At 60.2% G+C, this 24,817-nt stretch carries 18 protein-coding genes; 9 read left to right on the top strand and 9 right to left on the bottom strand.

The annotated features are described in order from the left end of the window. Positions 1 to 432 precede the first annotated feature (432 nt). The 3 genes from ABSG47_RS15520 (at position 433) to ABSG47_RS15530 (ending at position 3,804) form a co-directional block, all read left to right on the top strand. Positions 433 to 2,256, top strand: coding sequence for a sodium:solute symporter family protein (locus ABSG47_RS15520; RefSeq protein ID WP_424170606.1), 1,824 nt, complete (start codon positions 433 to 435; stop codon positions 2,254 to 2,256). 79 nt (positions 2,257 to 2,335) lie between these two features. Continuing rightward, the gene (locus ABSG47_RS15525) at positions 2,336 to 2,596 is read left to right on the top strand and encodes a hypothetical protein (protein ID WP_424170607.1); all 261 of its coding nucleotides are present in this window, start codon (positions 2,336 to 2,338) and stop codon (positions 2,594 to 2,596) included. Between the two features lie 167 nt (positions 2,597 to 2,763). Then, positions 2,764 to 3,804 (top strand): SDR family oxidoreductase, encoded by a 1,041-nt coding sequence (locus ABSG47_RS15530; protein ID WP_424170608.1) that lies wholly within the window; start codon positions 2,764 to 2,766, stop codon positions 3,802 to 3,804. Between the two features lie 22 nt (positions 3,805 to 3,826). On the opposite strand, the gene ABSG47_RS15535 is transcribed toward ABSG47_RS15530, so the two are convergent. From ABSG47_RS15535 to ABSG47_RS15545, 3 genes are all read right to left on the bottom strand, one after another. Continuing rightward, positions 3,827 to 4,279: a CBS domain-containing protein gene (locus ABSG47_RS15535; protein WP_424170609.1), complete on the bottom strand. Its 453-nt coding sequence runs from the start codon at positions 4,277 to 4,279 to the stop codon at positions 3,827 to 3,829. A gap of 219 nt (positions 4,280 to 4,498) precedes the next feature. Beyond that, positions 4,499 to 5,878 (bottom strand): retropepsin-like aspartic protease, encoded by a 1,380-nt coding sequence (locus ABSG47_RS15540; RefSeq protein WP_424170610.1) that lies wholly within the window; start codon positions 5,876 to 5,878, stop codon positions 4,499 to 4,501. A 129-nt stretch (positions 5,879 to 6,007) separates the two neighbouring features. Continuing rightward, positions 6,008 to 6,475, bottom strand: a complete 468-nt coding sequence (locus tag ABSG47_RS15545) for a cupin domain-containing protein (protein ID WP_424170611.1) — start codon at positions 6,473 to 6,475, stop codon at positions 6,008 to 6,010. 291 nt (positions 6,476 to 6,766) lie between these two features. On the opposite strand from ABSG47_RS15545, the gene ABSG47_RS15550 reads away from it, so the two are divergent. Next, entirely contained in the window at positions 6,767 to 6,943 is a 177-nt protein-coding gene (locus ABSG47_RS15550) for a hypothetical protein (RefSeq protein WP_424170612.1), read from the top strand. Positions 6,944 to 6,968: 25 nt separating this feature from the next. On the opposite strand, the gene ABSG47_RS15555 is transcribed toward ABSG47_RS15550, so the two are convergent. Beyond that, a complete protein-coding gene (locus tag ABSG47_RS15555) occupies positions 6,969 to 8,447 on the bottom strand; it encodes a prolyl oligopeptidase family serine peptidase (protein WP_424170613.1) in 1,479 nt (492 codons plus the stop codon). Between the two features lie 294 nt (positions 8,448 to 8,741). On the opposite strand from ABSG47_RS15555, the gene ABSG47_RS15560 reads away from it, so the two are divergent. Together ABSG47_RS15560 and ABSG47_RS15565 are read left to right on the top strand one after the other, a co-directional pair. Next, entirely contained in the window at positions 8,742 to 11,225 is a 2,484-nt protein-coding gene (locus tag ABSG47_RS15560) for a protein kinase domain-containing protein (RefSeq protein WP_424170614.1), read from the top strand. 173 nt (positions 11,226 to 11,398) lie between these two features. Continuing rightward, positions 11,399 to 14,119: a glycoside hydrolase family 3 C-terminal domain-containing protein gene (locus tag ABSG47_RS15565; protein WP_424170615.1), complete on the top strand. Its 2,721-nt coding sequence runs from the start codon at positions 11,399 to 11,401 to the stop codon at positions 14,117 to 14,119. Between the two features lie 131 nt (positions 14,120 to 14,250). Here the strand turns inward: ABSG47_RS15565 and ABSG47_RS15570 are convergent, their stop codons facing one another. The 4 genes from ABSG47_RS15570 to ABSG47_RS15585 all read right to left on the bottom strand — a co-directional run bounded on the left by ABSG47_RS15570 (position 14,251) and on the right by ABSG47_RS15585 (position 20,426). After that, complete coding sequence (locus ABSG47_RS15570; RefSeq protein ID WP_424170616.1) at positions 14,251 to 18,357, bottom strand: carboxypeptidase-like regulatory domain-containing protein; 4,107 nt, start codon at positions 18,355 to 18,357, stop codon at positions 14,251 to 14,253. Positions 18,358 to 18,592: 235 nt separating this feature from the next. Further along, positions 18,593 to 18,997 carry an AtzH-like domain-containing protein gene (locus ABSG47_RS15575; protein WP_424170617.1) on the bottom strand — a complete coding sequence of 135 codons (405 nt, stop codon included), beginning with the start codon at positions 18,995 to 18,997 and terminating at the stop codon, positions 18,593 to 18,595. Positions 18,998 to 19,005: 8 nt separating this feature from the next. After that, complete coding sequence (locus ABSG47_RS15580) at positions 19,006 to 19,950, bottom strand: acetamidase/formamidase family protein (protein WP_424170618.1); 945 nt, start codon at positions 19,948 to 19,950, stop codon at positions 19,006 to 19,008. A 2-nt stretch (positions 19,951 to 19,952) separates the two neighbouring features. Beyond that, positions 19,953 to 20,426, bottom strand: coding sequence for a RidA family protein (locus tag ABSG47_RS15585; protein ID WP_424170619.1), 474 nt, complete (start codon positions 20,424 to 20,426; stop codon positions 19,953 to 19,955). Between the two features lie 63 nt (positions 20,427 to 20,489). On the opposite strand from ABSG47_RS15585, the gene ABSG47_RS15590 reads away from it, so the two are divergent. Continuing rightward, on the top strand, positions 20,490 to 21,344 hold the full coding sequence (locus tag ABSG47_RS15590; protein WP_424170620.1) for a c-type cytochrome: 855 nt from the start codon (positions 20,490 to 20,492) through the stop codon (positions 21,342 to 21,344). Between the two features lie 239 nt (positions 21,345 to 21,583). After that, a complete protein-coding gene (locus ABSG47_RS15595; RefSeq protein ID WP_424170621.1) occupies positions 21,584 to 22,087 on the top strand; it encodes a DUF2165 family protein in 504 nt (167 codons plus the stop codon). Positions 22,088 to 22,220: 133 nt separating this feature from the next. On the opposite strand, the gene ABSG47_RS15600 is transcribed toward ABSG47_RS15595, so the two are convergent. Continuing rightward, positions 22,221 to 23,612, bottom strand: a complete 1,392-nt coding sequence (locus ABSG47_RS15600) for an APC family permease (RefSeq protein ID WP_424170622.1) — start codon at positions 23,610 to 23,612, stop codon at positions 22,221 to 22,223. Positions 23,613 to 23,727: 115 nt separating this feature from the next. Here ABSG47_RS15600 and ABSG47_RS15605 point away from each other — a divergent pair, with 115 nt between their 5' ends. Next, positions 23,728 to 24,309, top strand: a complete 582-nt coding sequence (locus tag ABSG47_RS15605; RefSeq protein WP_424170623.1) for a nucleotidyltransferase family protein — start codon at positions 23,728 to 23,730, stop codon at positions 24,307 to 24,309. Positions 24,310 to 24,817 lie beyond the last annotated feature (508 nt).

The following is a 24,817-nucleotide window of genomic DNA, read 5'->3' on the forward strand; positions in this document are numbered from 1 at the left end:
GTGCCGTCCGAGTGAAACTCGTAAGCCTCTCCTATTCCGCCTTTGGATGTTGCCAGCGACCGCCAACGTCCACAATGCCAGCGGTGGACGATTGCTGAGCGAAGGCGTATGAACTTGAATCGAAGCTGGCGCAAACTAGGAATGCCACTGAAGCGGCTAAACGAAGCGCGTCTTTCATGTTTCGCACAATGTGCCTCAATTTCGGCCGGTCAGAATGACTGGAAATAATCTTACGGCAATTGTCGATAAGACGACACGCAGCCGTGTATTGCGGAAGCCTTCAATCCCCGTGTGACCGGCAAACGGAAACCGCCCACAGTTAATCTTGTAACCGTTTTCAAAAATAGCTTGCCGCCCCCACCCCACCCTGCGTACAGTAATCTCCGATAGATAGGCAATTTCCCCGTCCCCGCACCAAAGGAGCAACCGCACTTGGAACTCAAATCAGTCGACTGGCTCATCATGCTGTTGTACTTCGCATTCGTTTTGGGCATTGGCTTTGCCCTCAAGCGATACATGAAGACCAGCAAGGACTTCTTCCAGGCAGGCCGGGCCCTGCCCGCATGGATCTGCGGCCTCGCCTTCATCTCCGCCAATCTCGGCGCGCAGGAAGTCCTCGGCATGGGAGCCTCCGGAGCCAAGTACGGCCTTGAAACCGCGCACTTCTACGGCATCGGCGCCATCCCCGCCATGATCTTCGTCGGCATCTTCATGATGCCGTTCTACTACGGCTCCAAGGCCCGCTCCGTCCCCGAGTTTCTCCGCCTCCGCTTCGACGAAAAGACCCGCGCCTTCAACGCCTGCACCTTCGCCGTGATGACCGTTTTCAGCTCCGGCATCTCCATGTACGCCATGGCCCGGCTCATTCAGATACTGCACGTCTTCGACAGCATCTTCCTCTCGCACGGCTGGCCGCTGCAAGGCATCTTCACCGTCTCCATCGTCATCTCGGCCATCATCGTCCTCGTCTACATCTTCCTCGGCGGCCTCACCAGCGCCATCTATAACGAAGTCCTGCAATTCGCCATCATCGTCGCCGGCTTCTTCCCGCTCGTCTTCCTCGGCCTCAGAAACGTCGGCGGCTGGCAGGGCCTCAAAGCGAGCTTGCCTGACGCATACATGCATGCCTGGCACGGCCTTGGCCACGCTTCTACTAATCCCATGGGAGTCGATGCCATCGGCATGGGCATGGGCCTCGGCTTCGTCCTCGGCGCAGGCTACTGGTGTACTGACTTCCTCGTCATCCAGCGCGCCATGGCCACGCCAGACATGGATTCCGCCCGCCGCGTCCCCCTCATCGCCGCCATCCCAAAAATGTTCTTCCCGTTTTTGGTGATCGTCCCCGGCCTCATCGCCATCTCGCTGCCCACCCCGCACACCACTGAGACCGTCACCCGCGGCGCGGATGGCGCAATCATCCACAACATTCAGGTCGTCGCTCCGCAAATCGAGCAAGGGAAGGGAATCGTCCCCGCCAAGATGAATCCCGTCACCGGCAAGCCCATGCTCACCGCCTCCGGCCGGCCGCTTCTCGACTACGACATGGCCACGCCCAACATGCTGCTGCACTACTTTCCAACGGGCCTGCTCGGCCTCGGCCTCACCGCGCTTCTGGCCAGTTTCATGAGCGGCATGGCCGGCAACGTGACAGCATTCAATACGGTTTTCACCTACGACATCTACCAGTCCTACATCAACAAGCGCGCCTCGGATCATCACTACCTCGTCATCGGCCGCTGGGCCACCGTCGTCGGCATCCTGCTCTCCATCGGGACTGCGTACGGCGCCATCGCCTTCAACAACATCATGGACACGCTGCAGCTCGTCTTCAGCTTCGTCAACGCGCCGCTCTTCGCCACATTCCTGCTCGGCATGTTCTGGAAGCGCACCACCGGCCACGGAGCCTTCGCCGGCCTCATCGCCGGCACCAGCGCAGCCATGCTCCACCACGGCCTCACGCTACCCATTGAGGCCACTCCCGGCATCCACGGCGGCTGGCTGGCGGTCATTCATCACTACCCCAGTGATATGGCGCAAAACTTCTGGGGAGCCATCTTCGCCTTCTCCGCCAACTTCATCGTGACGATCCTCGTCAGCCTCGTCACCAAACCCAAACCAGACTCGGAGCTTGTGGGCCTGGTCCACTCCCTGACCCCCAAACCAGAAACCGGTCCCATCATTTGGTGGAAGCGACCCGAAACCCTGGCCGTAGGCATTCTCGTAGTCTTCGTAGCCCTAAGCATCTTCTTCGCCTGAGGCTTGTGTCAGGGCACGGCTTTTAGCCGTGCCGAAAGATGAATCAAATGATGGGGCTTTAGTCCCCGAAGGAAACCAAATGAATTTGGATCTCCGCATCCCCATGGGCCTCATGTTTTCGCTAATCGGCGTCATCCTCGCCGCCTTCGGCCTGGCCACCCGCTCCACGCCCGAACTCTACGAAAAAAGCCTCGGCATCAACATGAACCTCTGGTGGGGAATCGTCCTGCTCATCTTCGGCCAGATCATGTTCCACATGGGCCGCCGCAGCCAGAAGCGTCTCGAAAAACTGCCACCACCCACTGCCTCAAGCGACTCCACCCCACGCCTCGGTCACTGAACACCTACCCACCCCGGAATCGTGTCATCCTGAGCGAACGGGGCCCTGAACGTTTTCTTCAGTTCGGGGGTGGTGAGTCGAAGGACCCGCTTTTGTATTTTCTCTAACTCCGCTTTCCCGCCAATTTTTCGCGTCATTCCCCCTCGCTCTCTCATCGAAAACCCACCATGAGTAAAGTCCTCGTCACCGGCGGCTCCGGCTTCATCGCGGCTCACACCATCCTCCAGCTCCTTGAAGCTGGCCATGAGGTCCGCACCACCGTCCGCAACGTCAAACGCGAGCCGGATGTCCGCGCCATGCTCAAGCAGGGCGGCCTCGACGTCAATGTCGCCGACAGCAAGCGCCTGACTTTCGCCGCCGCCGATCTCCTCAATGACACCGGCTGGCCGGAAGCCCTGGCAGGCTGCGAGTTCGTCCACCACATCGCCTCGCCCTTCCCGGCCAACGTCCCCGCGGATGAAAACGAGCTGATCAAGCCTGCCCGCGAAGGCGCTGTCCGCGTCCTCCGCGCCGCTCGCAACGCAGGAGTCAAGCGCGTCGTCCTAACCTCATCCTTCGCCGCCATCGGCTACGGCCACACGGAAACCAAGGCCACCTATACCGAGGAAGACTGGTCGGACCCCAACGGCCCCGGCATCCAGGCCTACCCAAAATCCAAAACCCTCGCCGAGCGCGCCGCCTGGGACTTCATCGCCGCCGAAGGCAACGGCCTCGAACTAGCGGTAGTCAACCCCGTAGCCGTCTTCGGCCCGGCCCTCGGCCCGGACTATTCCACCTCCATCCTCATCGTCAAAATGCTCATGGAGCGCGCCCTCCCCGGCCTGCCGCGTATTCACTTCGGGGTCGTCGATGTCCGCGACGTGGCCGACATGCACCTGCGCGCCATGACCAACCCGGCCGCAGCCGGCCAGCGCTTCCTCGCCGTCTCCGGCAATTTTGCCTCCATGCAGCAGGTCGCCTTCATGCTCAAGCAAGGCCTTGGCGCCCGCGCGGCAAAAGTGCCCACGATGCAGCTTCCCGATTGGCTATTGCGCATCTCCTCACTCATGGATCCCCGCGTCAAAGGCGTCCTGCCCGAGCTAGGCAAGCACAAGAACGCCACCAGCGCCAAAGCTATGGGAATGCTCGGCTGGAAACCCCGCTCCCGCGAAGAAGCAGTCGTCTTCACCGCCGAAAGCCTGATTGAATTGGGTCTTTTGAAGTCCTGACCCCTGATCTCTGACCCCTGCTTTACGCCGGATACCCGCCCGTCACATAGCCTTCCAGCTCCTGGATGGCGCGGTCCTGCTGCGAGATCACCCATTTCACCAGGTCGCCGATCGACACCACGCCTATCACGCCGCTCCGGCCCACCACTGGCAAATGCCGGAACCGGTGCCGCGTCATCATCTCCAGGCACTCATCCACCGTGTGCTCCGGGCTCACAAACATCACTGGGCTGGACATCATCTGGCTCACCCGCGTCTCCCGTGAAGGATGCCCCAGCAGCACGCCCTTGCGCGCATAATCGCGCTCGGAGAGAATGCCCGAAAGCTCGCCATCCGCGAGCACCAGCAGCGCGCCTACATCGTGCTCAGCCATCAGCTTCAGCGCGTCGTAGACCGTGTCATCCGGCCCAATGGAAAGAACTGTATCTATGTTCTTGTTCTTCAAAACCTGCGCAATCGTATCGTGTATCTTCATCGCTTTCTCCCATTCATACTTCGATGGTCAGCGACTATAGCGTAACGGAAAGACAAAAGGGAAGAAGATAAAACAGAGGATGGTATCTTAATTTAAATTTGTTTTGTAACAGGGCACGACTTTAGTTGTGCCGAAAGATCAATCAAAAATGGCTGGGCTTTAGCCCCTGCGGTTTTGCTTTTATTGGTACCTCGACCCCTTAGGCTGTTCCCCATTCCCCTATTCCCTGTTCTTCACCCTGAACCGCATCGTCCGGTAATCAAAGGTATAACTCCCAAGCTGGTCCAGCCAATCCACGCCCAGCACGCCATACACATCATCAATCGCCGCCTGCCCCAGCGGAGCGGTAAGCACCTGCAGAAAATGCGCATCCACCCGCGTCCCGCCCACCAGTAGCGGAAGCGTCTCCGCCGTATAAGCCGGCTGCGGCGGAACCTTCTCAGCCCCCGGCACCGTAAACAGCTCAGGCTTCCCGCCAAAGCTCTTCGAGTGCTCGCTGTAGTACCGCGAAGTCAGATAGCTCTGCTGCCCCCCAGCATCCACGGCAAACATGCGCTCGCTGCCCGTCGGCCCCAGCGCCACAATCAGTTGCTCGCCATCCAGAAAGAACCGCGCCCCACCCGCATTCCTCGCGTCGGCATCCAGGTCCTTGCCCGGATGAACCTCAATCGTCGCATTGCCGGTAATCGTCAAACTTCCCAGCGCCGAAACCGCCGGAAAGCCCAGCACGCCCTGCGCATCAAAGTAGTCCTTGTCCTCAAACACAAACGCCGTCAGGTTCCTCAGCGTCAGCCGTCCGCCAATCGTGATTCGCGGAATCAGCGTCGCATGAACCGTCATCGGCTTGCCTGTCAGCGTATTCACAGTGGCGCTCGCGTCGCTGACCTTCAGCCCCACCTCGCGCGCCACAGATCGCGAAATCAAGTTGAACGGCGCAGTCGGGTCCAGCATCCATCGATGCGGATGCGCATCCACAAACACCGGCACATCCGTCAGCCCCAGCGCATTCTTGCTCACCTGCATTGAAAACGGCTCGCATGGCTCCACCGTCATCACAGGATTGTCCACCGCCAACGGCAGCAGCCTCAGCGGCAGCTCCATCTCATCCTGCTCGGACTCACTCAACTTGCCCCAGAACCGTCCGCTGAAAACCTCGTACGCCTTCGCAGCCTTTAGCAGATCGCCCTCGCGCGCATAATCCTCGGCCAGCGTCTTGCGCAGCAGCTTCTCCTGCTCCCTGTCGCCGCTCGCAGATACCTTCTCAATCAGCGGTTCCAGAATCTCAATCGATTTCTTAGGATCGTTGTCGCGATTGGCCAGAACGCCGCGATACAACTGCGCCTGCTCCGGCGGAAGCTGATCCAGCCCATCTGCAAGCTTGAAATACTCATGATCCGCCAGCAGAGCGCGCATACGCGTACTCACATCGATGCCGCTGGCGTGCCCCGTATGCACCTGCGCACCCTGCCCAGGCAGCGCATTTGGATCCGTCTGCGGAACAGGCACACTCTGCTGCGCCCGCGCAGAAACGGTCGCAGCAATCAAACCCACCCACGCAAAACCACGCAATTTGCGAACCCAATTCAAATCAAAACGCATAATCAGTCCGCAGGTTACCAGATTTTCATAAGCCATCCCGCACACAGACGGCACCGTAGCTTGAAATCGTACGGTAGGATCACGAAAGGTAGATCGAATTGCGCAGCGAGAAGCGCGCTTCGCACGTCCCTATCTCCTCGGCATCATCTTGATGAAGTAGAACGTCATCCGCGTGGTCCCGGTATTGCGAACGCCATGCAGTTCATTAGCTTCAGCAAACACCATATCGCCTGTCTTCACCTGCGTGGCCACACCGTTTATGGAGAACTCCCCACTCCCATCCCCCACAATCATGATCTCTTCTTCAGGATGGCGGTGCGGAGGATGCGGCTGCGCTCCCGGCTCCAGCGTCACCAGCCCGGAAGCAAGCGCCGCAAGCTGCTCCGTCGGTCCGTTGAAATGCACATAGGCCTTCGCCCCCGGCGCGGCGCCCTCCGCCTGAAGGCCTTCGAGCTTTACAACGCTGCTCTGCAGCAAGGGACCGCCGGTCTTAGTATCCACATGCGTAATCTGCTGTCCCGATTGCGCCATAGCCTCACTCGCCAGAGCGCCTCCCGTCAACGCAGTCATCACAGCAAGGAATTCTCGTCTATCCATCTTCAACCCCCGCCAATCGATTCAGGCATGCAACCCATTCTCATTATGATGGCAGGCGAGTGACTGCTATCTTGCCGCAATCTCCAGCCACGAACGCGGGTGCCCCCGGTCCCTCGCATTTGGGGACCGGGGTCATCACAAAAGCCCCGCACTAAGTTTTGTAACAGGGCACGACTTCAGTCGTGCCGCAAACATTCCCAACTACATACCACGAGGAGCCTCGATGGCTCCGAGCGCTTTTATATATCCTTAATTGCCATCAACTGTTCAGAAGCGCGTTTCACAGGACTAATGTCCGATGTTGGCTCGGGCCCCTTGCTCGATGAGTGCATTGCCCTGTTGGCGACAGTCGACAGGAAGACCGGCTTGTTCATCAAACATCCTTATGTCGGCGGCAAGCGCGGGAATTCGATAGACGGTTCGATTGGTACCCTATTTGAATTGCTGGAGCTTGGCGTTCTCCTCTGACAGGAAGGCCGATCTTGCAGCGGAATCAAAAGAGGGATCGGCGGTTATCTCCCACTGCGCCGAAGGCATCGGATAAGCTGTCTTGCGCGTTTGCGTTTTGAGGGTGTGCCCAGATATTCAACTGAAATACCGCGAGAGCATCCTTTGATCGTTGCTGTCCGAGCAGATTGTAGCCCCATGTGTTGAAGCGATCCATGTTCATGCACGACGCTAATGCGTCTTGTCCGCAACTGGCGATGAAGGCCGCCTTTGCGGCAGCAAGTCCTCTGCTGGCTGTGAGCGCTGCGGCCTCCAGTGGTGAAGGTGGAGGTGGAACAGCGCTTTCATGTCGAATGGTGATTCCGCTCCTCTGCTGCATCTCGCGTTCAGTCCTGGCCATTGCTGTGGAATCTGACTTCAAGTCTGCGTCGAGTGTAGAGAGCACGATTCTGCATACGGCCTGATAGCCAGCGCGGCCAGTCTCGCGATTCCAGCCGTTGAGTGGATAACCGGTTGGGAGTGGCGAATTAAAATAGACTCCAATCATGGCAAACGAAGTGAAGTCACTGTGATGCATCTTGTCAATGGTGATGAAGGTACGGTTAGCTTGACGGAACGACTCGACTGCACTGAGGTCCAGTGGTTCATTGCCCTGCGCACCTCTGGCACGCCGCAGATCGAGAAATGCAGCCCGCATCTTTCCAGGGTCATACGCGTAGGAGTTCGTCAGTGCGGAAGAGAGCCCTTCAAAGCCATAGGTCCCATCCAACCCTATAACGGCCGAGACGTCGGCATTGCGCATGCCAAGAATCACGGCTTCGATGGCGCCTACGCTGTGTCCCATGACGGCGAGGCGCGTGCTATCTACGTTCGGCTGATCCTGAAGTACGGACCAGGCAAACTCCATATCTCGGACTGTGGCTTCAAAGTCGTTCGAGGTGCGCGACTGAAAGGTCTCTTCATCCGATGGGCCAATCAAGGAGATGCTGGCGACGATGTAGCCGTGGCTTGCGAGATACTCGGCCATGATGGCATTGGAGTTGATCGGAGCACTCAATCCAGCGAAGTAAAGCACCACAGGAAAACGCCCCACGGCCGGCTGGGCATTTCGATATGCGTTCATCGTGAGCGACTGCAATGCAGAAAGCTCGCTGCGTGGGACAGAGCCTGCGGCGTCGTCGCGGCTACGTTGCTTCATGATGCTATTGAGTTGGGCGAAGTTCTGCGGAGCACTCTGATCCACGTAGTTGGCGAAGGTCATCCTTATATCCGATGGGCCTGCGTTCGCTGGATACCAGACGCTGATCTGAATGGGCCGCCCATCTACATCAGGGGAAAATGCGCCGCTGTAGCTTCGGGTGGATTTCCAGGTGCGTGAGTTGTCGTACCGGAAGACGCTCTTAAATCCGACGCCGTAGGGCCCGGACCGCAAATCTCCCCACACGGGAGAGTCGTCTGTCGTCGCGGAACCGGCAGGTGGCATCGTCGCCTGACCAAGTGCAACAGAGGCCGTTATGGCAAGCATGAACGATATGACACAGATCCGACGGAATGGGGCTGGCATAAAAGCACATACGATCACGAAGGTTCGATGGTTCCTCACTACCGAAATTTCGTCTACTCTCTCAATTGGCGCATTATCGCCAATACACTCAGCGACGAAGGATTAGTACCTATATGTCGGCTTGTCATCAGTCATGCCCAGCCGGACAGATGATAGTGCTCAACTAGAAAATTCCAAATCGAACCATCATCCTGCACGCTACACCAACGCACCTTCTCACGCGCCAGCAAACCTTTACACTAAAACCAGGCCAAAATGAAAAAACGCACCATAGAACAATACGAAATCGTCCGTCGCCTCGGAGCAGGCGGCAGCGGCGTCGTCTATTTAGCCAACGACTCGCTCCTCCAGCGCCCCGTAGTCCTCAAAATTCTTCGCACCGGCCTGCTCACCGCCGAGCAGATGCGCTCCACCGTCCTTCGCGAAGCCCGCATGGCCTCTGCCATCGAGCATCCTAACGTCTGCGCCATTTATGAAGTCGGCGAGAGCGGCGATGAAGCCTACATCGTCATGCAGTACGTCCCCGGCCAGTCGCTCGATCCCCTCATCGCCCGCGGTCCCGCAAGCCTCCAGCTCATTCTTTCAGTAGGTATTCAAGTCGCAGACGGCCTCCAGGCCGCGCACTCCATCGGCATCTTCCATCGCGACCTCAAGCCGCAGAACGTCATGCTCACTGACGGCGGCCTCGCCAAGATTCTCGACTTCGGCCTCGCCCGCCGCCTGCGCCCCGAAGACGTAGCCTTCGACCCATCGAAGCCCGCTCTCGCAAGGGACGCATCGCTCGCCGCCACCTACACCGCCCGCGGCGGCACCATCCGTTATATGGCCCCCGAGCAGTTTGTCACCGGCCAATCCAGCGTGCAGTCCGATGTATGGGCGCTCGGAGTCATCCTTTATGAACTCGCCTCCGGCCGCCATCCCTTCTCGCGCCCCGATGCCGAAGACTTCCAGGCCATCCGCGCCATTCAATTCTCTGATCCGCCAAACCTGAGCGAAATCGTCCCTGGCATTCAACCGGAACTCACCTCCGTCATCACATGCTGTCTTGAGAAAAACCCCGCCGCGCGCTACGCCTCCGCAGCCGAAGTCCGCGAAGCCCTCAAGACCATCATGAAAGCCGCGCAGATTGAGACCGGCAGCATCCCCGGCGAAGCCGCAGCCAATCTCCCCACCACCGGCATCGAAGCCGAAAAGCGCGCCACCGGCTTCCTCTCCATGCTCGCCGAGCGCTTCCGCGAGTCCACCAATGACGGCGCGCAGCAGAACTCTCTCGTCGTTCTGCCATTCACCAATCTCGGCGCCACAGAAGTCGCTCCGCTCTACGGCTACGCCCTCGCCGACGCCATCGCAGCCCGCCTGGCGCGCATCCCGGCACTCGTCGTACGTCCCTCCAGCACGCTCATGACGCTACCCATCTCCCAGATGGACCCACTTCAAGTTGGCCAGCGCCTGCTCGTCTCTTTCGTTCTCGCAGGCAGCTTCCTGCGCTCCGAGCAAGGCCCCGAGCACGGCCCGGAACATGGTTTCGACCTCAACTGGCAGCTCCTCGACATCGCCTCGCAGTCCGTCCGCTCCGGCGGAGCCATTCGCGTAGCCTCTCTCGATCTCATCGCTGTGCAGACCGAAATATCCAACGAAGTCTTCGCCTCGCTGCACGGCCTCGGCTCCGCGGATATGGAAGCCGCTCCAGCATCGAGTGAAGCCTCGCTCCCTGGCGCAGTCAGCGAAGAGTACCTGCAAGCCCGCGCCCTGCTCAGCTCCTTCATGGTACGAACCGGCGCACGCGCCGATCTCGATCGCGCCCACGCGCTCTTCACCTCCGTCACATCCCGCGATCCCGAATTCGCCTCCGGTTGGAGCGGCCTCGGCATCGCGGAGCTGCAATACGTCCGCCACGGCTTCGGCGGCCAGATTCACGTCATGCACTCCCGCCGCGCCTTTGATGAAGCGCTCAAGCTCGACCCGTCCGCCATTGAGCCAAACCTCTATCGCATCTACATGCTTCTCTCGCGTGGCGAAAAGGAATCCGCCCGCCACGGCACGGCCAATCTCCTCACCACCGCGCGCAATGACTGGAACGTCCACATGGTCGCCGGCCTCGCGCTGCGCGGCGACGGCATGTATGACGAAGCGCTCGCCGAGTTCAACCGCGCTCTCAAGCTCAACCCCGCCAACGCCGCCATCCTCTACAACCACCGCGCCCGCGTCTATCACTACCAGAACCAGCTTGAGCTCGCCGGCGACGAGCTGGAAAAAGGTCTGGCCCTCGAACCTCGCCATCCGCTCCTTCGCACCTCCGCCGGTTATCAACAGATGCGCCTTGGCAACCTCAGCTCCGCCATCGAAATCCTCGAAGGCGTCATCCATGACGACAGCCTTCTCCGCATCGCCGTTCCCACACTCGCCATGTGTTACGTCATGGCCGGCGAGCGCTCCCACGGCGCGGCATTACTCAAAGACGACACCCTCGCCGCCGCCGAAGCCGACAGCGAAATGGCCTATCGTCTCGCCAGCTACTTCGCCGTCGAAGGCGATTCGACGGAAGCTCTCCACTGGCTCCGCCGCGCCATCTATCTAGGCAACGAAAACTACCCCTGGTTCCAGAAAAATCCCGCCTGGAACAACCTCCGCACCAACTCCGACTTCGACCGCATCTTAGACGATCTCAAGAAAGCCTTCCGCCGCAACCAGAAAACCTGGAAGCGCCTCCTGGACCAAATCCCGCCCGACACCGACTAGCACAGGTTTGACGCGCAGGGAACAATTGGTAGGTCGGGGCTTCAGCCCCGACAATCGCAAATTGAAAAAGGATGGGGCTTCAGCCCCCGAGGGACGCTTTTACGCCACCCGCTCCAGCAAGTTAGAGTGGATGTGTTTTGCCACGCAAGCAATCTCTTCTTCCGGAGCCATCCATGCGCATCCGAATTGCCGCACTCATCCTCGCCTGCCTTCCATCTCTCGCCATCGCACAAGCCGCGCAGGAATACACGCAGGTCATCAAGCCCCTGCAGCCTTTGCCCTTCCGCAATCCATCCCTCCCCATCTCCACCCGCGTAGACGACCTCGTTGGGCGCCTGACCCTCGAAGAAAAAGTCTCCCAGACCATCGACCGCGCCGCCGCCATCCCACGCCTCGACATCCCCGCCTATAACTGGTGGAACGAAGGCCTCCACGGCATCGCCCGCTCCGGCTTCGCCACCATGTTCCCGCAGGCCATCGGCAACGCCGCCACATGGGACGCCCCGCTCGTCGAGCAGATCGGCACAGTCGTCTCTACGGAGGCCCGCGCCAAGTACAACGACGCCCTCGCGCACGACAACCACGACCGCTACTACGGCCTGACCATCTGGTCGCCCAACATCAACATCTTCCGCGATCCCCGCTGGGGCCGCGGCCAGGAGACCTACGGCGAAGACCCGTTCCTCACCGCCCGCCTCGGCACAGCCTTCGTCAAAGGCATCCAGGGCAACGATCCCAAATATTACCGCGCCATCGCCACGCCCAAGCATTACGCCGTCCACTCCGGCCCCGAATCCACCCGCCACGAAGCCAACGTCGATCCCACTCCGCACGATCTCTGGGACACATACCTGCCCGCCTTCCGCGCGACGATCACAGAAGGCAAAGCAGACTCCATCATGTGCGCCTACAACCGCGTCGATAAAGACCCCGCCTGTGCCAGCAAAATGCTCCTCGGCGACATCCTCCGCGGCGACTGGGGCTTTCAAGGCTACGTCACCTCTGACTGCGACGCCATTGACGACTTCAGCCAGCCCCACGGCCATCACTATTCAGCCGACAATGAAGCGGGCTCCGCCGCCGGCATCCTCGCCGGAACCGATCTCGACTGCGGCTCCGCCTACAAGTCGCTCACGGCAGCCGTCCATAACAACCGCATCACAGAAGCTCAGCTCGACATCACCCTCAAGCGCCTCTTCACCGCCCGCATGAAGCTCGGCATGTTTGACCCAGCCACGCGGGTTCCGTTCTCATCTATCCCATTCTCTGCAGTCAATTCATCGGAGAACGCAGCCCTCGCCCTCCGCGCCGCCCGCGAGTCAATGGTCTTACTGAAGAACGACACGCGCACTCTCCCTCTTAAACCGGGCACACAAACAATCGCCGTCATCGGCCCACTCGCCGCATCGCTCATCGGCCTCGAAGGCAACTACAACGCCATCCCCATCCACCCCATCCTGCCCATTGACGGCATCGCCTCCGAGTTCGGCGCCGACCACGTCCTCTACGCCCAGGGCTCAACCTACGTCGCCAACGGCGAACTTCCCATCCCGCGCACCGTCCTCCGCACCACATCGAACACTGAAGGCCTTACCGCCGAGTACTTTTCGAAACCCAGCTTTGACGGCACCCCCACGATTACCCGCACTGACAAGGAAATCGACTTCGACTGGGCCTCATCCAATCCCGTCGAACCCGCCGACACCGCCACCCAGGCCTTCGCCATCCGCTGGACCGGCACCATCGCCATGCCGCAGCCCGGCACCTACAACCTCCAACTCCGCCTCCCACGCTGCGGAAGCTGTGACGGCAAACTCACCTACGCCTTCTATCTCGACGGCAAAAAACTCGATCCCACCGCACCGCCCACAGACGCCCTGGGCAATCTCCCGCCCAGCGGCCGCAACTTCGGCGGCATTCAGCGTTTCGCTATCCCATTCGCAGACACCGCGCCCCACGCAATCAAAATCGAATATTCCCAGGCTGGAAAAATTCAGGGCAGCATGATCGCTCTGGAGTGGGAACCATCACAACAGCTCTTGCAAACCGAAGCAGTAGCAGCCGCCAGCAAAGCCGATGTAGTCGTAGCCTTCGTCGGTCTCACCCCCCGCCTTGAAGGCGAAGAGATGCGCGTCAACGCCAAGGGCTTCTCAGGCGGCGACCGCACTGACCTTGAACTCCCCGACGTTCAGCAGCAGCTTCTCGAATCCCTCGCCAAAACCGGCAAGCCTATCGTCGTCGTGCTTCTCAACGGCAGCGCCCTCGCCGTCAACTGGGCGCAGCTCCACGCCAGCGCCATTCTCGAAGCCTGGTATCCGGGCCAGGCTGGCGGTCAGGCCATTGCGGAAACCCTCAGCGGCAAAAACAACCCCGCAGGCCGCCTGCCAGTCACCTTTTACACCGGCGTCGATCAGCTCCCGCCCTTCGACAACTACAGTATGGCCAATCGCACCTACCGCTATTTCACCGGCAAGCCTCTCTACGCCTTCGGCGACGGCCTGAGCTACACCACCTTCACCTATTCGCACCTCACCCTCTCGAATCCCACACTCAAAGCAGGCGACACCCTCACTGTGGAAGCTGACGTAACCAATTCCGGCCCCGTAGAAGGCGATGAAGTCGCCGAACTCTACCTCGCCCCGCCGAAATCAGACCTCTCGCCCAAGCGCGCGCTGGGAGGCTTTCAGCGCATCCATCTGTCCCGGGGAACCAAACACATCACCTTCCATCTCGACCCCCGCACCCTCTCGCAGGTCGATGCCAAGGGCGAACGCGTGGTCTCACCCGGCGACTACAAAATCTACCTCGGCAGCAGCCAGCCAGACGGCGACGCAGCACAAGGCGTCCTCTCAAAGGAGTTCAAAATCACCGGCACGCAATCCGTTCCACGCTAGCGGCAAAAACAAAAACGCCGCGAGGGTGGTCACTTTTTTGAGTGGCTGTCCGAGCGAAAGGCAACTGCGACTGTAAAAGCAAAAGGGCGGCTCCTGTGGGAGCCGCCCTTTTTTGTGGAGTGGGATCTCGGTTAGAACTTCAGGCTGAGGGACATCTGGACCTGGCGGTTGCTGCCGATGGTGTGGCCGACGATGCCGACGTCCGGGCAGTAGTAGAGGCCGCCTGCGCCCGTTTGAGGATTCTGCGTGCCGCAGCCGGTGGGCAGAACGTTTGAGCCCGGTGGAACATAGGACGGGAAATTGTTGTAGTTGAGGTTGATGGCGGGCTCGTTACCGGGAATGTCGAAGCTGGGGGTATTGGAGAGGTTGAAGACATCCAGAGTGTACTTGAGATCGAAGCGCTCCTTGAAGTTGACGAGCTTGGTGAGCGAAGCATCGGCGCGCTTCTGGAAGGACTGGCGGAAGATGTTGCGCTGGCCGGAGGTGAAGCCGGTTTCGTAGGGATCAGAGGTGGGGATTGCGCCATTCATGCTTCCGGGGGCGAGCAGCGGGAGCGTGAAGCAGGCGGGATTGAGGGCTGTGTAGCCATTGATGGGATAGAAGGCGCCGGAGTGGCCGGTCTTTGCGCTCTTTGCGGTGCATCCCTTGGCGAGCGGCACGATGGGGTTGGTAATGCCGTCGAAGGTGGAGTAGTAGACGCTGGCGATGGCGCCGGAGAAGTCGGTGACGGAGTAGGGCTGGCCGCTCTGGAGGACGGTGAGGCCGGTGAGGGACCAGTCATCGACGAATTTGCCGAGGAGCGAACTCTTCGGGGCCATGTTGGGGAGCTGGAAGATGTAGTTGAAGTTGAGGACGTGGGTGCGGTCGAAGTCGGAGAGGCCATAGCCGGAGCGCAGGTTGAGAGCATTGCTTCCCGAATAGAAGAGGCCGAGACCGCTTTGTTCGTCGGTGGAGTGGGAGTAGGTGTAGGAAGCGCCGACCTGGATGCCTTTGCTCATGCGCTTTTCGATATGCGCCTGGAGGGCGTTGTAAGCGCCGATGCCCGCGGCGACGTACTTGATGGACTCAGTGGCCCAGCCGATGTAGGGGACGCGGAGATCGTCGTTGCCGCCTTCGGGGTTGGCCATGTAGCTGGTGCCATCGGGAAGAGTGGCCGGCGAGCCGACAGTGTAGCCGTAGGAGTAGTTCTGCTGCCACGGGCCGCCGGCGAGGGTGGGGCTGGTGGGCGAAGCGATGCTGGCCTGGTTCATGGGAACCGGGATTACCTGATGGCGGCTGAGATTGCCGATGTAGCCGAGCTCGACGGCGAGATCGTTGCGCGGCTGCCACTGGAGATCGAGAGTGTAGTTGACGGTATAGGGCAGCTTGTTGGCGCGGTCATAGACGCCGAGCGAGATGGGCACGCCGTTGTGAACGATTTCGCCGTTACTGGGAGTGTTGGGACAGATGCCGGAGATGCCGGCGAGGCCGGTGTTGGCGATGGAGCAAGCGTTGGGCAGGTAGTTGGTCAGGTCGGTTGCCTTGGGACTGCTTGGGGCCGCGTACTGCAGCGCGGTGCCGTAAGGATTGGCGAGGTCGCCAGTTTCATCCGTGGGCGCAGTAGCGGGTGACCCGAAGGCGTTTTCTCCGCCGCATGTGGGGATGTAGCCGTTATAGAGCGACTGGGTTGCCGCGGGGCACTGGGAGACGTTGACGAAGGGAAGCTGCTGGTTGACGCCGAAGGGTCCGCCGGTAACGGTGCCGAGCGCGTAGCCGGGCGACAGATAGCTGAAGAGCTCGCCGCGGTCATAGTAGAAGCCGCCGCCGGCGCGGACTACCAGCTTGTTGTGGAAGAACTCCGGCTGCCAGGCCGCACCGAGGCGCGGCGCTATGCCCCACTGACGTCCGGTAAGGGTGGTGTTGCTGATACCGCGGGTGCCGTTGGCATTGTTGCCGGCGATGACGAGGCCGGCGTTGACGATGGTGTCCGAGGCGACGCAGTAATCGTAGGCGTTGGGATCGCTGCTGCCGCTGGAGCTCGAACTGCAGTTGTAGGGATTGGTTCCGGCATCGAAGTTCAAGATGCGGCCGTACTTCTCGGTGAGTCCGCCATCCCAGTCATAGCGCAGGCCGGCGGTGAGCGAGAGGGTGGGAGTGATCTGGTACTTGTCCTGCACGAAAAGGCCGAGCTGATTGGCGCGGTAGTAACGGCTGGCGTCGCCCTGGAGGAAGGAGGTGACGTAAAAGCCGGTGGAACTGCTGCCGGGCGAGACGAATCCCTGCGAGAAGGCGCTGAAATCGTCTGAGGTGATAGTGCCATTGCCGGTGCGTTTGTCGATGGTGTTGAGCTGGCTGTAGGTGTAGCCGGCGCCGAAGCTGAGGGTGTGCTTGCCGAGCAGCCAGATGGCATTCCCCGAAGGGGCGATGCGGTTCTGGAACATGCCGGTGTTGGGCGCCTGGCCTTCTGCGTTGGGGCCGATGTTGAGAATGCCGGTGCTGGGCGCGCCGCTGGAATATGCCGCATTGCCGAGGACGTTCACGATGGAGACGCCGGGGAAGTAGTTGGAACCGAACATGTTGAAGCTCGGCGTGCCGAAGGAAGTGGCCGGCATGTTGTTGGGGCCGTACGGCTGCTCATTGGTGGCGTAGTTCTTTTCGCGGATGAAGCCGAGGGTCTGGGTGGTGGAGAGGTTGGACTTGACGATGTAGGTATTGATGATGGAGAAGACCTGCGCGCCGGAGTCGAGATGCTCGGTGAAGCCGGGAACGCTGGAGTAAGCGTACGGGGCGAGCGTGGGATCGTGCTGGTAGTAGTACTTGACGGCGAAGGTGTCCTTGGAGCTGGCGTTCCAGTCAACGTCTGCGACGGCGAGATCGGCCTTGAAGCGGCCGGTGCCGGGCAGGAAAGCGTTGTAGCCCTGGTTCGGGCCGAGAGTTGAGGACGAGGTGTCGCTGGGAATGAGGTACGTGCCAGGCTCGCCTGCGACCGCGGGCAGATTGAAGAGCTCGAGGGCCATGGGGCTGATCTGCGAGGGGGTGAAGGGCGCGTAGTTGCCGACGGAGTTCTCACTGCCGTACTGAGCATTGATGATATTGGTGAGGCAGGCGGCATCGCGGGTGGCGCACTGGCTGAGGCCGACTGGCACCTGGAGGAAGCCGTCACCGATCTCCTGATCGGCTACGGACAAATGCTGGTAGGAGAGGAAGCCGAAGAGCTTGTCCTTGATGATGGGTCCGCCGAAGGTGCCGCCGACAAGGTTGCGGTGCAGGTCAGGGTTCTTGTAGCCGTCTGGAACGTCGGCATCCTGCTTGAAGAAGAACGGAGCGGCGTTGATCCAGTTTGTTCCGCGGGTATAGTAGACGCCGCCGTGGTATTTGTTAGTGCCGGAGGCGGTGTTGAGATCGATGTGCGCGCCGGAGGTGGAACCCTGCGTGGCGTCATACATGGAGGCGTTGACTTTGACTTCCTGCAGGGTTTCAGGCGCGGGCGTGGGGATGGCGTTGCCGATGGAGAGATAGACCGAGGCCACGGACTGAATGACGCCGGCTGCGCCGCTGCCGGCGGATCCTGTGCTGTTGATGACGCGGTCAGAGCTGATCTGGCTGGTGCTTTTGCCGTTGAAGAGATTGGTGGCGTCAACGCCGTTGAGCGAGAAGCTGTTGGAGGTGTCGCGCTGACCGTTGGCCCAGATGGGCTGGTTGCCGAGGCCGCTGTTGGCGCCGGTTCCGCCGGAGAGCTCAGCGTTTACGCCGGGCGTGAGAATGGCCGCGCCGGTGAAGCTGCCGGTGGGCAGCGGGATGGCGGTGAGCTGCGAGTTATCGAGGACGTAGCCGACGGTTGTATCGACGGCGTTCATGAGCGGTGTGGCGTCGACCTCGATGGTTTCACCTTTGGCGGCTGCGACTTTGAGCTGGGCGTTGAGCGAAAGGGTGCGATCCGCCTGGACGCTGATGTGCGCGGATTTCTGGATGTCAAAGCCGTCTGCCGTGAAGGTGAGCGTGTATGTGCCGATGGGGAGGTTGACGAAGTTATATTCGCCTTCGGCGTTTGTCTTGATGGTGCGCGTGAGGGAGGTCTGCTCGTTGATGACGATGACGGTTGCGTTGGGAATTACGCCGCCCGAGGCGTCTGATACCGAACCGGTCATGCCGCCGAGCGTCTGCTGCGCGAGAGTCAATGTGGTGGACAATGCGATGGCTGCGATGAGGGCAAGCAGCCTGGGAAACAGGGAAGCAACAGAATGGGTGAAATATCTCAAATGATGGCCTCGGAAGAGAAATTACCTCAGGCTCTGGCGCATGCGCCGGGGCTGTGAGGGATCGTGGTTCCTAAGTTGTTGAGTTGCTCAAGGATGTTGGAGAAAAGCCGAACTGTCGCGAGTGAATCGCTTGTATTTTGTCTCGATCGGCTTAACCACGGGTATGTAGACAGGATACCGGCAAAGGCGGAAATTTCAATGAGAAATTCACTGTGAAACGGGCCGCGATGTGGTTCTACATGGATTCCTTACGCGGTTCTTTATGGCAATAAAGAAACGTGCGCGGCGACGATGCGCCAGCCTTCAGGAAAGCTGACCCAGGTCTGGGATTGGCGGCCACGGATGGGGCCGTTTGGGTGGAGCGCTCGAATTCGAGGGTGATGCTGGCGAAGTCGCGGCCGAAGGAGACGATGTCCTGGCGTGTGATGGTGCGGGTGAGGTTGGCGGCGGGGCGGGATTTACGGAAGGCTTCGATTTCGGCGATGCCGTGGAGGTTTTCTGTTACGCCAAAGCGTATGACTTGCGGGGAGTGCCAGAAGAGGGCGATTAGGGTTTCGATGTCGTTGGTGACCAGGGCTTCCTCGTATTGAGGATAGAGGGCTTTTAGTTCGGCGATTACGGATGGGTCGTTGATGGTCATGGATTTGATTATGTGGTGGGGAAGAGTTGGCGGGCTGGGAGGATGTGCTTCGAGATGGCGGCGGTGATGGTGTGGATGGGTTCGTTGACGACTTGCGAGAGGCGGAGTTTCATGGCGACGGAGCAGAGGATGTAGGCGTGGTGGGGTGAGAGGTTCCAGCGGGAGATGAGGAGATCGATCATGCGGGAGGTGGCGGCGCGGGCGGCTTCTTCGAGGCTGGGGCCGGTTTCGACGATGAGCCACTTGCCGGTGGTTTCGTTCATGATGTGAGCGGGAGCTTCGACGATGGGTGAGGTGAGTGGTTGATTTTTGTGGAGGCTGAAGCGGAGGGTGACGTCGAGTGGGCATTCGATGCCGTTGATGCAGACTTCGCCGTCGCCCTGCGCGGCGTGGCCGTCGCCGCAACTGAAGAGCGCGCCGGGGACGAAGACGGGTAGATAGAGTGTGGCGCCGGCGGAGAGCTCGCGGACATCGAGATTGCCGCCGAAGGGGCCGGGTGGGCGTGTGCGGAAGCTGCCGGTGTCGGCGCGGGCTACGCCCATGACTCCCAGGAAGGGACGGAGTGGGATGGTGGCGGGGAAGAGCGAGGTGGTCTGGCCGGCGTCGAGTTGCCAGTGGAAGAGGTATGGGGTGCGGAAGCGGTCTTTGAGGAAGCCGAGGCCTTCGACGATGCTGGACCAGCCCCAGCCGTGATGCTGCGTGGAGAGGATGTCGATCTGGAGGACGTCGCCGGGTGCGGAGTTTTCGATCCAGATGGGGCCGGTGAGGGCGTGGATGCGGGTGCGGTCGATGGCAAGGTACTGCTCGACGGTCATGCCGGGATGGACTTGCGAACCGCTGGCGTCGGCGCACTGGATGGAGACTTCATCGCCGGATGCGATGCGGAGACGCGGTGAGAGCGAGTTGTCCCAGACGGAGTGCGTTGGTTGGGCGGCGAGTGTGTGACGGGGCATGGCTATTCGTCTTTGATGCGGATGGTCATTTGCAGTTCCACAAGTGCGTGGCGCGGGAGGGCGCCGACGCCGACGGCGGCGCGGACGTGGCGGCCGGATTCGCCGAAGAGGGCGACGAAGAGATCGGATGCGCCGTTGAGGATGGCGGGGGAATCGGGGAAGCCGGATGCGGCGTTGACGTAGCCGTTGACGGAGAGGATTTCCGCGATGGCGTCGAGGGAGCCGAGTTCGCGCTTGAGGACGGCGAGTTGCGTGAGGGCGCAGGCGCGGGCGGCGGCGTAGCCGTCTTCAATGCTGCGGTCTGCGCCGGCCTGGCCGGTGATGACGCCGTCAGGGCCGGTGGAGATGACGCCGGAGAGATAAGCGATGGGGCCGACGCGCTTGAAGGAGACGTAGTTGCCGCCGGGTGACGGCGGCGCGGGAAGAGCAAGGCCGAGATCTTTTAGTTTTTCTTCTGCGTGCAAGGTGGGTTCCATGGTGTCTTCGACGATAGCACGACTCTTTTTGAGATTTTTATGCCGCTCAGGGTACGATGAGCCATGCGCTTGTTTCTCGCACTGCTGCCGGCGCTGTTCGTGGCAGCAGCGATACCAACAGCTCCTCTCCCTATTGAGCTCCACACGGAACGCTCTTCGCCGGGCGACCTGGAGATCGGCGGCGAACTTGCGGGATTTCCGAAAGGGACGACGCGCTTTTTGCGCTACGACGAACTGCTGAAGCTGCCGCAGAAGACGTTCAAGGTTACCGACGACAATTTTCATGCGCCGGCGGAGATCAGCGGAGTTGCGCTCTCGGATCTGGCGAAGATGCTGGGTGAGCACGCGGATATGATCGTGGCGATCTGCTATGACAGCTATCGCAGCGATTACTCGCCTGAATACCTTTCGGCGCACGATCCGCTACTTGTGCTGCGCGTGAATGGGAAGTTGCGCGACGGCTGGCCCAAGGCATCGGATGGCGACGCGCTTGTGCCGTACGTGATTGCGAATCCTGCGTTCAAACCTCGGTACAAGGTGCTGGCGCACAATGACGAGGAGCAGATTCCCTACGGAGTGACGCGGCTGGAGTTTCGCAATGGGGAGCATATTTATGCGTCGATTCTGCCGCATGCGCAGTGGCGGGAGAATCAACAGGTGATGGATGGATACAGGATTGCGCGGGAGGATTGCTTCCGGTGCCATAATTCCGGCTCAGAAGGCGGCACGATGGGCAAGAGAACGTGGCCGCAACTTGGCGGCGATGCGGTGAAAGACCCGGAGCGCTTTCGCGCGATCATTCACGATCCAGAGGCGGTGCATCATGGTGCGCGTATGCCGCCTGCGCCTAATTACGACAGGGCTACGCTGGATGCGCTGGTGGCGTACTTTCGGACGTTTGCTTCGGAGAAGCATTAGTACTCGATTGTTGAAAAAGCATCCCTCAGGGCCTAAGGAAGGTCTGATTAAGTCCGTGAAGCATACCTCAGCGGCTAAAGCCGCTTTGATTTTGCTGCATTTATGTCACGGCTGAAGCCGTGACCTACCGTTCGTGCCACTTAATCAGAGTTTCCCTAAAGGCCCGAAGTTCTTTGTGGGCTTGATTGCCGGGGATAAATCCCCGGCCTACCTGTACACGTGAGAGGAAATGTGCATTCATGATTACGCGCATTGCGAAGCTGCTTCTGCTGTGCGGTATCGCGCTGTTTTACACGCTGGTGGTCTTTAACAACCTGACCGATTTCGACTCAAACTACGAGTTTGTACACCATGTGCTGGCGATGGACACTACATTTGCCGGCAATCACGGGATGTGGCGGGCGCTGACGCTGCCTGCCGAGCAGTTGGTCTTTTACTGGAGCATCATTGTTTGGGAGATTCTTACGATGGCGCTGCTGTGGGTGGGATCGTGGAAGCTGTTTCGCGCGCTGCGCAAAACTGCGGTTGAGTTTCGCGATGCTAAGCAGGTGGCGATTGGGGCGCTGACGCTTTCCATGTTGATGTGGCTGGTGGCGTTTTTGAGCGTGGGCTCGGAATGGTTTTTGATGTGGCAGTCGAAGATTTGGAATGGGCAGGAGGCTGCCTTCCGAATGTTTGTTGTGGTGGGGATTGTGATGGTGTTGTTGGTGCAGGATGAGGGGCGAGTGACGAAGGACGAGTGACGAAAAAAGCAGGTTCTTCGACTTGTTTGGCGCGCCCGCGCCAAACTTCGCTCAGGAGGACATGACTTTGGGCGGTAGCTCAGAATGACACTCGTTGAGGGGATACCGAATAGCGCTCCTCAAAATGACATTATTAGGTTTTTTGTTCCTTGCGGCGGATTAGATAGACGAGCAGGCCGAGGACGATATAGACGAGATAGATTTCCGGGATAGTGCGGCCGTGGACGGCGTCGGATGCGGATTGCAGATCGAAGACGGCGATGAGCAGCATGACGATGACGGTGATGGCGCTGATGGCGGCGATGCCCGTTGAGTGCTGGCCGGCGGCGCGGCGAGCGAAGGGCAGAGCTGCGGCCATGAGCGCGTAGACGGTGAGGAAGCCGAAGACGGAGAGCGAGCCCGCGAGGTCGTAGATGTCGAGTGGGCTGACCTGACGCAGCGTAAGAACAATGGTTCCGAGAAAGATGAGTGCGGCTGCTACTGCGATGGCTGGGCCGGGTGTGCCGTGATGTTTGCCGGTGCGCTCAAGTGTGCGGGGCATGAGGCGCTCATGCGCCATTTTGATGAGCAGGCGCGAAGATGCGTTGATGCAGGCGAGGACGCAGGCGAACATGCTGACCATGGCGCCGATGTCTATGGCCACGCCGAGCGGAGCTATGCCGCTGACGGCAGCGAGTTGATGCAGCGGGCTTGTGGTGTCACTGAGTTTGCCGCCGATGGCGTGAAAGCCGAGTACCTGAGAATACGAGCAAAGCATGAAGAAGGCGCCGATGAGCACAGCGCAAAGAAGCACGCTACGGGGGATGGTGCGGAGTGGGTCTCGTGCTTCCGCGCCGAGCGACGTGGCGGACTCAAAGCCGACGAAGCTGAAGATGGCGAGGACGAGTGCTGGGCCGAGCGAATTAAATTTTATGCCTGTGAGGCGAAGCTGGTCCAAGTCGAGGTGCAGGCCGAAGTGGAAGACAAGAGCGGCGAGGATGATCAGGATAACGGCTACGCTGATGGCTTCGATCCAGAGCATGACTTCCGCGGAGAGCTTGACGTCTCGCCAGGCAATGTATGCGGCGACGGCACAGACGAGGGCCAGAACAAGCAATGCGGGCGCGGACCAGTGGAGGAACTGCTGCGCGAGAATGACGGCGTAGTAGAGCGCGCCTGCGGCTACGGAAGCTCCGGTGGCGACGTAGGCGAGAAGCAGCGCCCAGGCTGCGATGGCTCCGAAGACGGGTGGGAGGGTGCTGGACGTGTACGAGTACAGCGAGCCGGGTGAGGCGGAGATGCGCGCGAAGCGGCTGACGCAGAAGCCGACGAGAAGGATGGCAATGGTGGCGAGGAGGTAGACGAACCAGGTGGCGTTGCCTGCGAGCGCGAAGACGAGCGGAATGGTGAGCGAGGGCGTGGCTGTTGGCGCAACGGCTGAGATCGATTGCGCGAGGGTTTCCATGGGACCGAGGACGCCGGCGTGGAGGCCGTAGTTTTTTGTGCTTGCTTGTTCCGCGTATGCGGTGTTTGTTGGATCGGCCACTGAGGTCCTTTGGGTGGGCTGGTTTTGCCTATCTATCGAGTTTTGCAAATTGTATCTAAAGATGGCGTGTGAGGGATGGAGGGTCTTCTACACTGGACCCGAAACGTGGGGGACGATGAGGATTGGTGCGATCATTCTGGCGGCGGGAGCAAGCCGGCGGCTGGGGCGGGCGAAGCAGCTTGTGAAGTATGAGGGCGAGATGCTGCTGGCGCGCGCGGTAAGGCTGGTGGGCGAGGCTGGTGTGCGGCCAATTGCCGTGGTGCTGGGTGCGGAGCATGAGGCGATTGCGGCGGCGGTGGATTTGCGCGGCGTGTGCGCGGTGAGGAACGAAGATTGGGAGCAGGGGATTGCGAACTCGATTCATGCGGGGTTGCGGGCGTTGGTGGAAGTTGAGCAGGATGTGGATGGGGCGCTGATACTGACGTGCGATCAGCCGCGGCTGAGTGTTGCGCATTTGCGGGCGTTGATGGCGGCGTTTGATACGCAGGGCGGGATGAGGATTGCTGCGTCAGAGTATGCGGGCGGGCCTGGTGTGCCGGCGATTTTTCCGCGGGCGGTGTTTGCGGAGCTGTATGCGTTGAGCGGGGATAAGGGCGCGCGGGGATTGCTGAAAGAGGCGCGCGTCGTGATTCGGGTGGATTTTCCGGGTGGGGAAGTGGATGTGGATACGCCGGAGGATCTGGCTGCGCTGAGCTGAGCTAGGGACGAAAGACGAAAGACGAAGGACGAGGGACGAAAGGCAAGCGCATATCCTTCGACGTGCTTGCCGCGAAGTGTTCTGCTCAGACCACGAACTACAGCATCCCTGCCGGTTCCGGTACACTCACGTACTCTGAGGTAGTATCAACTACTGGATCCTGTCCAGTCGGTTCGCCGACCGGTCCTCAACAAAGCGTTACACAATATCTATTCGACAATTTTTCGTTTAACAACCAGGCTCTTACGGGGAGTATTGCATATATTTCGCTTCCATCCACAAGCTCCTATTGCCCCCTGGCCAGCAAAAGCGTTACCCTAGAGGCGAACGCAGGTTGCTGTTGGGGAACCATATGAGCTTCAACCCCTTAGCCCGCTTCCGGCCCCGGCGGGTGGCCCCGATCTCTGACCAAGATGAGGGTGCCACCGGTCCCTCGCCTTTGGGGACCGGTGATGCTTGCATCACAAAATAACCGGATGACCAGCACGAACGAGCGCGGCGTTACGGC

This window comes from Occallatibacter sp. (assembly GCF_049510455.1).
In the GTDB taxonomy this organism is placed as follows: Bacteria; Acidobacteriota; Terriglobia; order Terriglobales; family Acidobacteriaceae; genus Telmatobacter.

Bases quoted from the DNA above. Each gene is read 5' to 3' on its own strand.
- ABSG47_RS15550 (WP_424170612.1), top strand. From the start codon at position 6,767: ATGTCCGATGTTGGCTCGGGCCCCTTGCTCGATGAGTGCATTGCCCTG.
- ABSG47_RS15530 (WP_424170608.1), top strand. From the start codon at position 2,764: ATGAGTAAAGTCCTCGTCACCGGCGGCTCCGGCTTCATCGCGGCTCAC.
- ABSG47_RS15565 (WP_424170615.1), top strand. From the start codon at position 11,399: ATGCGCATCCGAATTGCCGCACTCATCCTCGCCTGCCTTCCATCTCTC.
- ABSG47_RS15605 (WP_424170623.1), top strand. From the start codon at position 23,728: ATGAGGATTGGTGCGATCATTCTGGCGGCGGGAGCAAGCCGGCGGCTG.
- ABSG47_RS15560 (WP_424170614.1), top strand. From the start codon at position 8,742: ATGAAAAAACGCACCATAGAACAATACGAAATCGTCCGTCGCCTCGGA.
- ABSG47_RS15590 (WP_424170620.1), top strand. From the start codon at position 20,490: ATGCGCTTGTTTCTCGCACTGCTGCCGGCGCTGTTCGTGGCAGCAGCG.
- ABSG47_RS15535 (WP_424170609.1), bottom strand. From the start codon at position 4,279: ATGAAGATACACGATACGATTGCGCAGGTTTTGAAGAACAAGAACATA.
- ABSG47_RS15555 (WP_424170613.1), bottom strand. From the start codon at position 8,447: ATGCTTGCCATAACGGCCTCTGTTGCACTTGGTCAGGCGACGATGCCA.
- ABSG47_RS15585 (WP_424170619.1), bottom strand. From the start codon at position 20,426: ATGGAACCCACCTTGCACGCAGAAGAAAAACTAAAAGATCTCGGCCTT.
- ABSG47_RS15580 (WP_424170618.1), bottom strand. From the start codon at position 19,950: ATGCCCCGTCACACACTCGCCGCCCAACCAACGCACTCCGTCTGGGAC.
- ABSG47_RS15595 (WP_424170621.1), top strand. From the start codon at position 21,584: ATGATTACGCGCATTGCGAAGCTGCTTCTGCTGTGCGGTATCGCGCTG.
- ABSG47_RS15575 (WP_424170617.1), bottom strand. From the start codon at position 18,997: ATGACCATCAACGACCCATCCGTAATCGCCGAACTAAAAGCCCTCTAT.
- ABSG47_RS15525 (WP_424170607.1), top strand. From the start codon at position 2,336: ATGAATTTGGATCTCCGCATCCCCATGGGCCTCATGTTTTCGCTAATC.
- ABSG47_RS15540 (WP_424170610.1), bottom strand. From the start codon at position 5,878: ATGCGTTTTGATTTGAATTGGGTTCGCAAATTGCGTGGTTTTGCGTGG.
- ABSG47_RS15545 (WP_424170611.1), bottom strand. From the start codon at position 6,475: ATGGATAGACGAGAATTCCTTGCTGTGATGACTGCGTTGACGGGAGGC.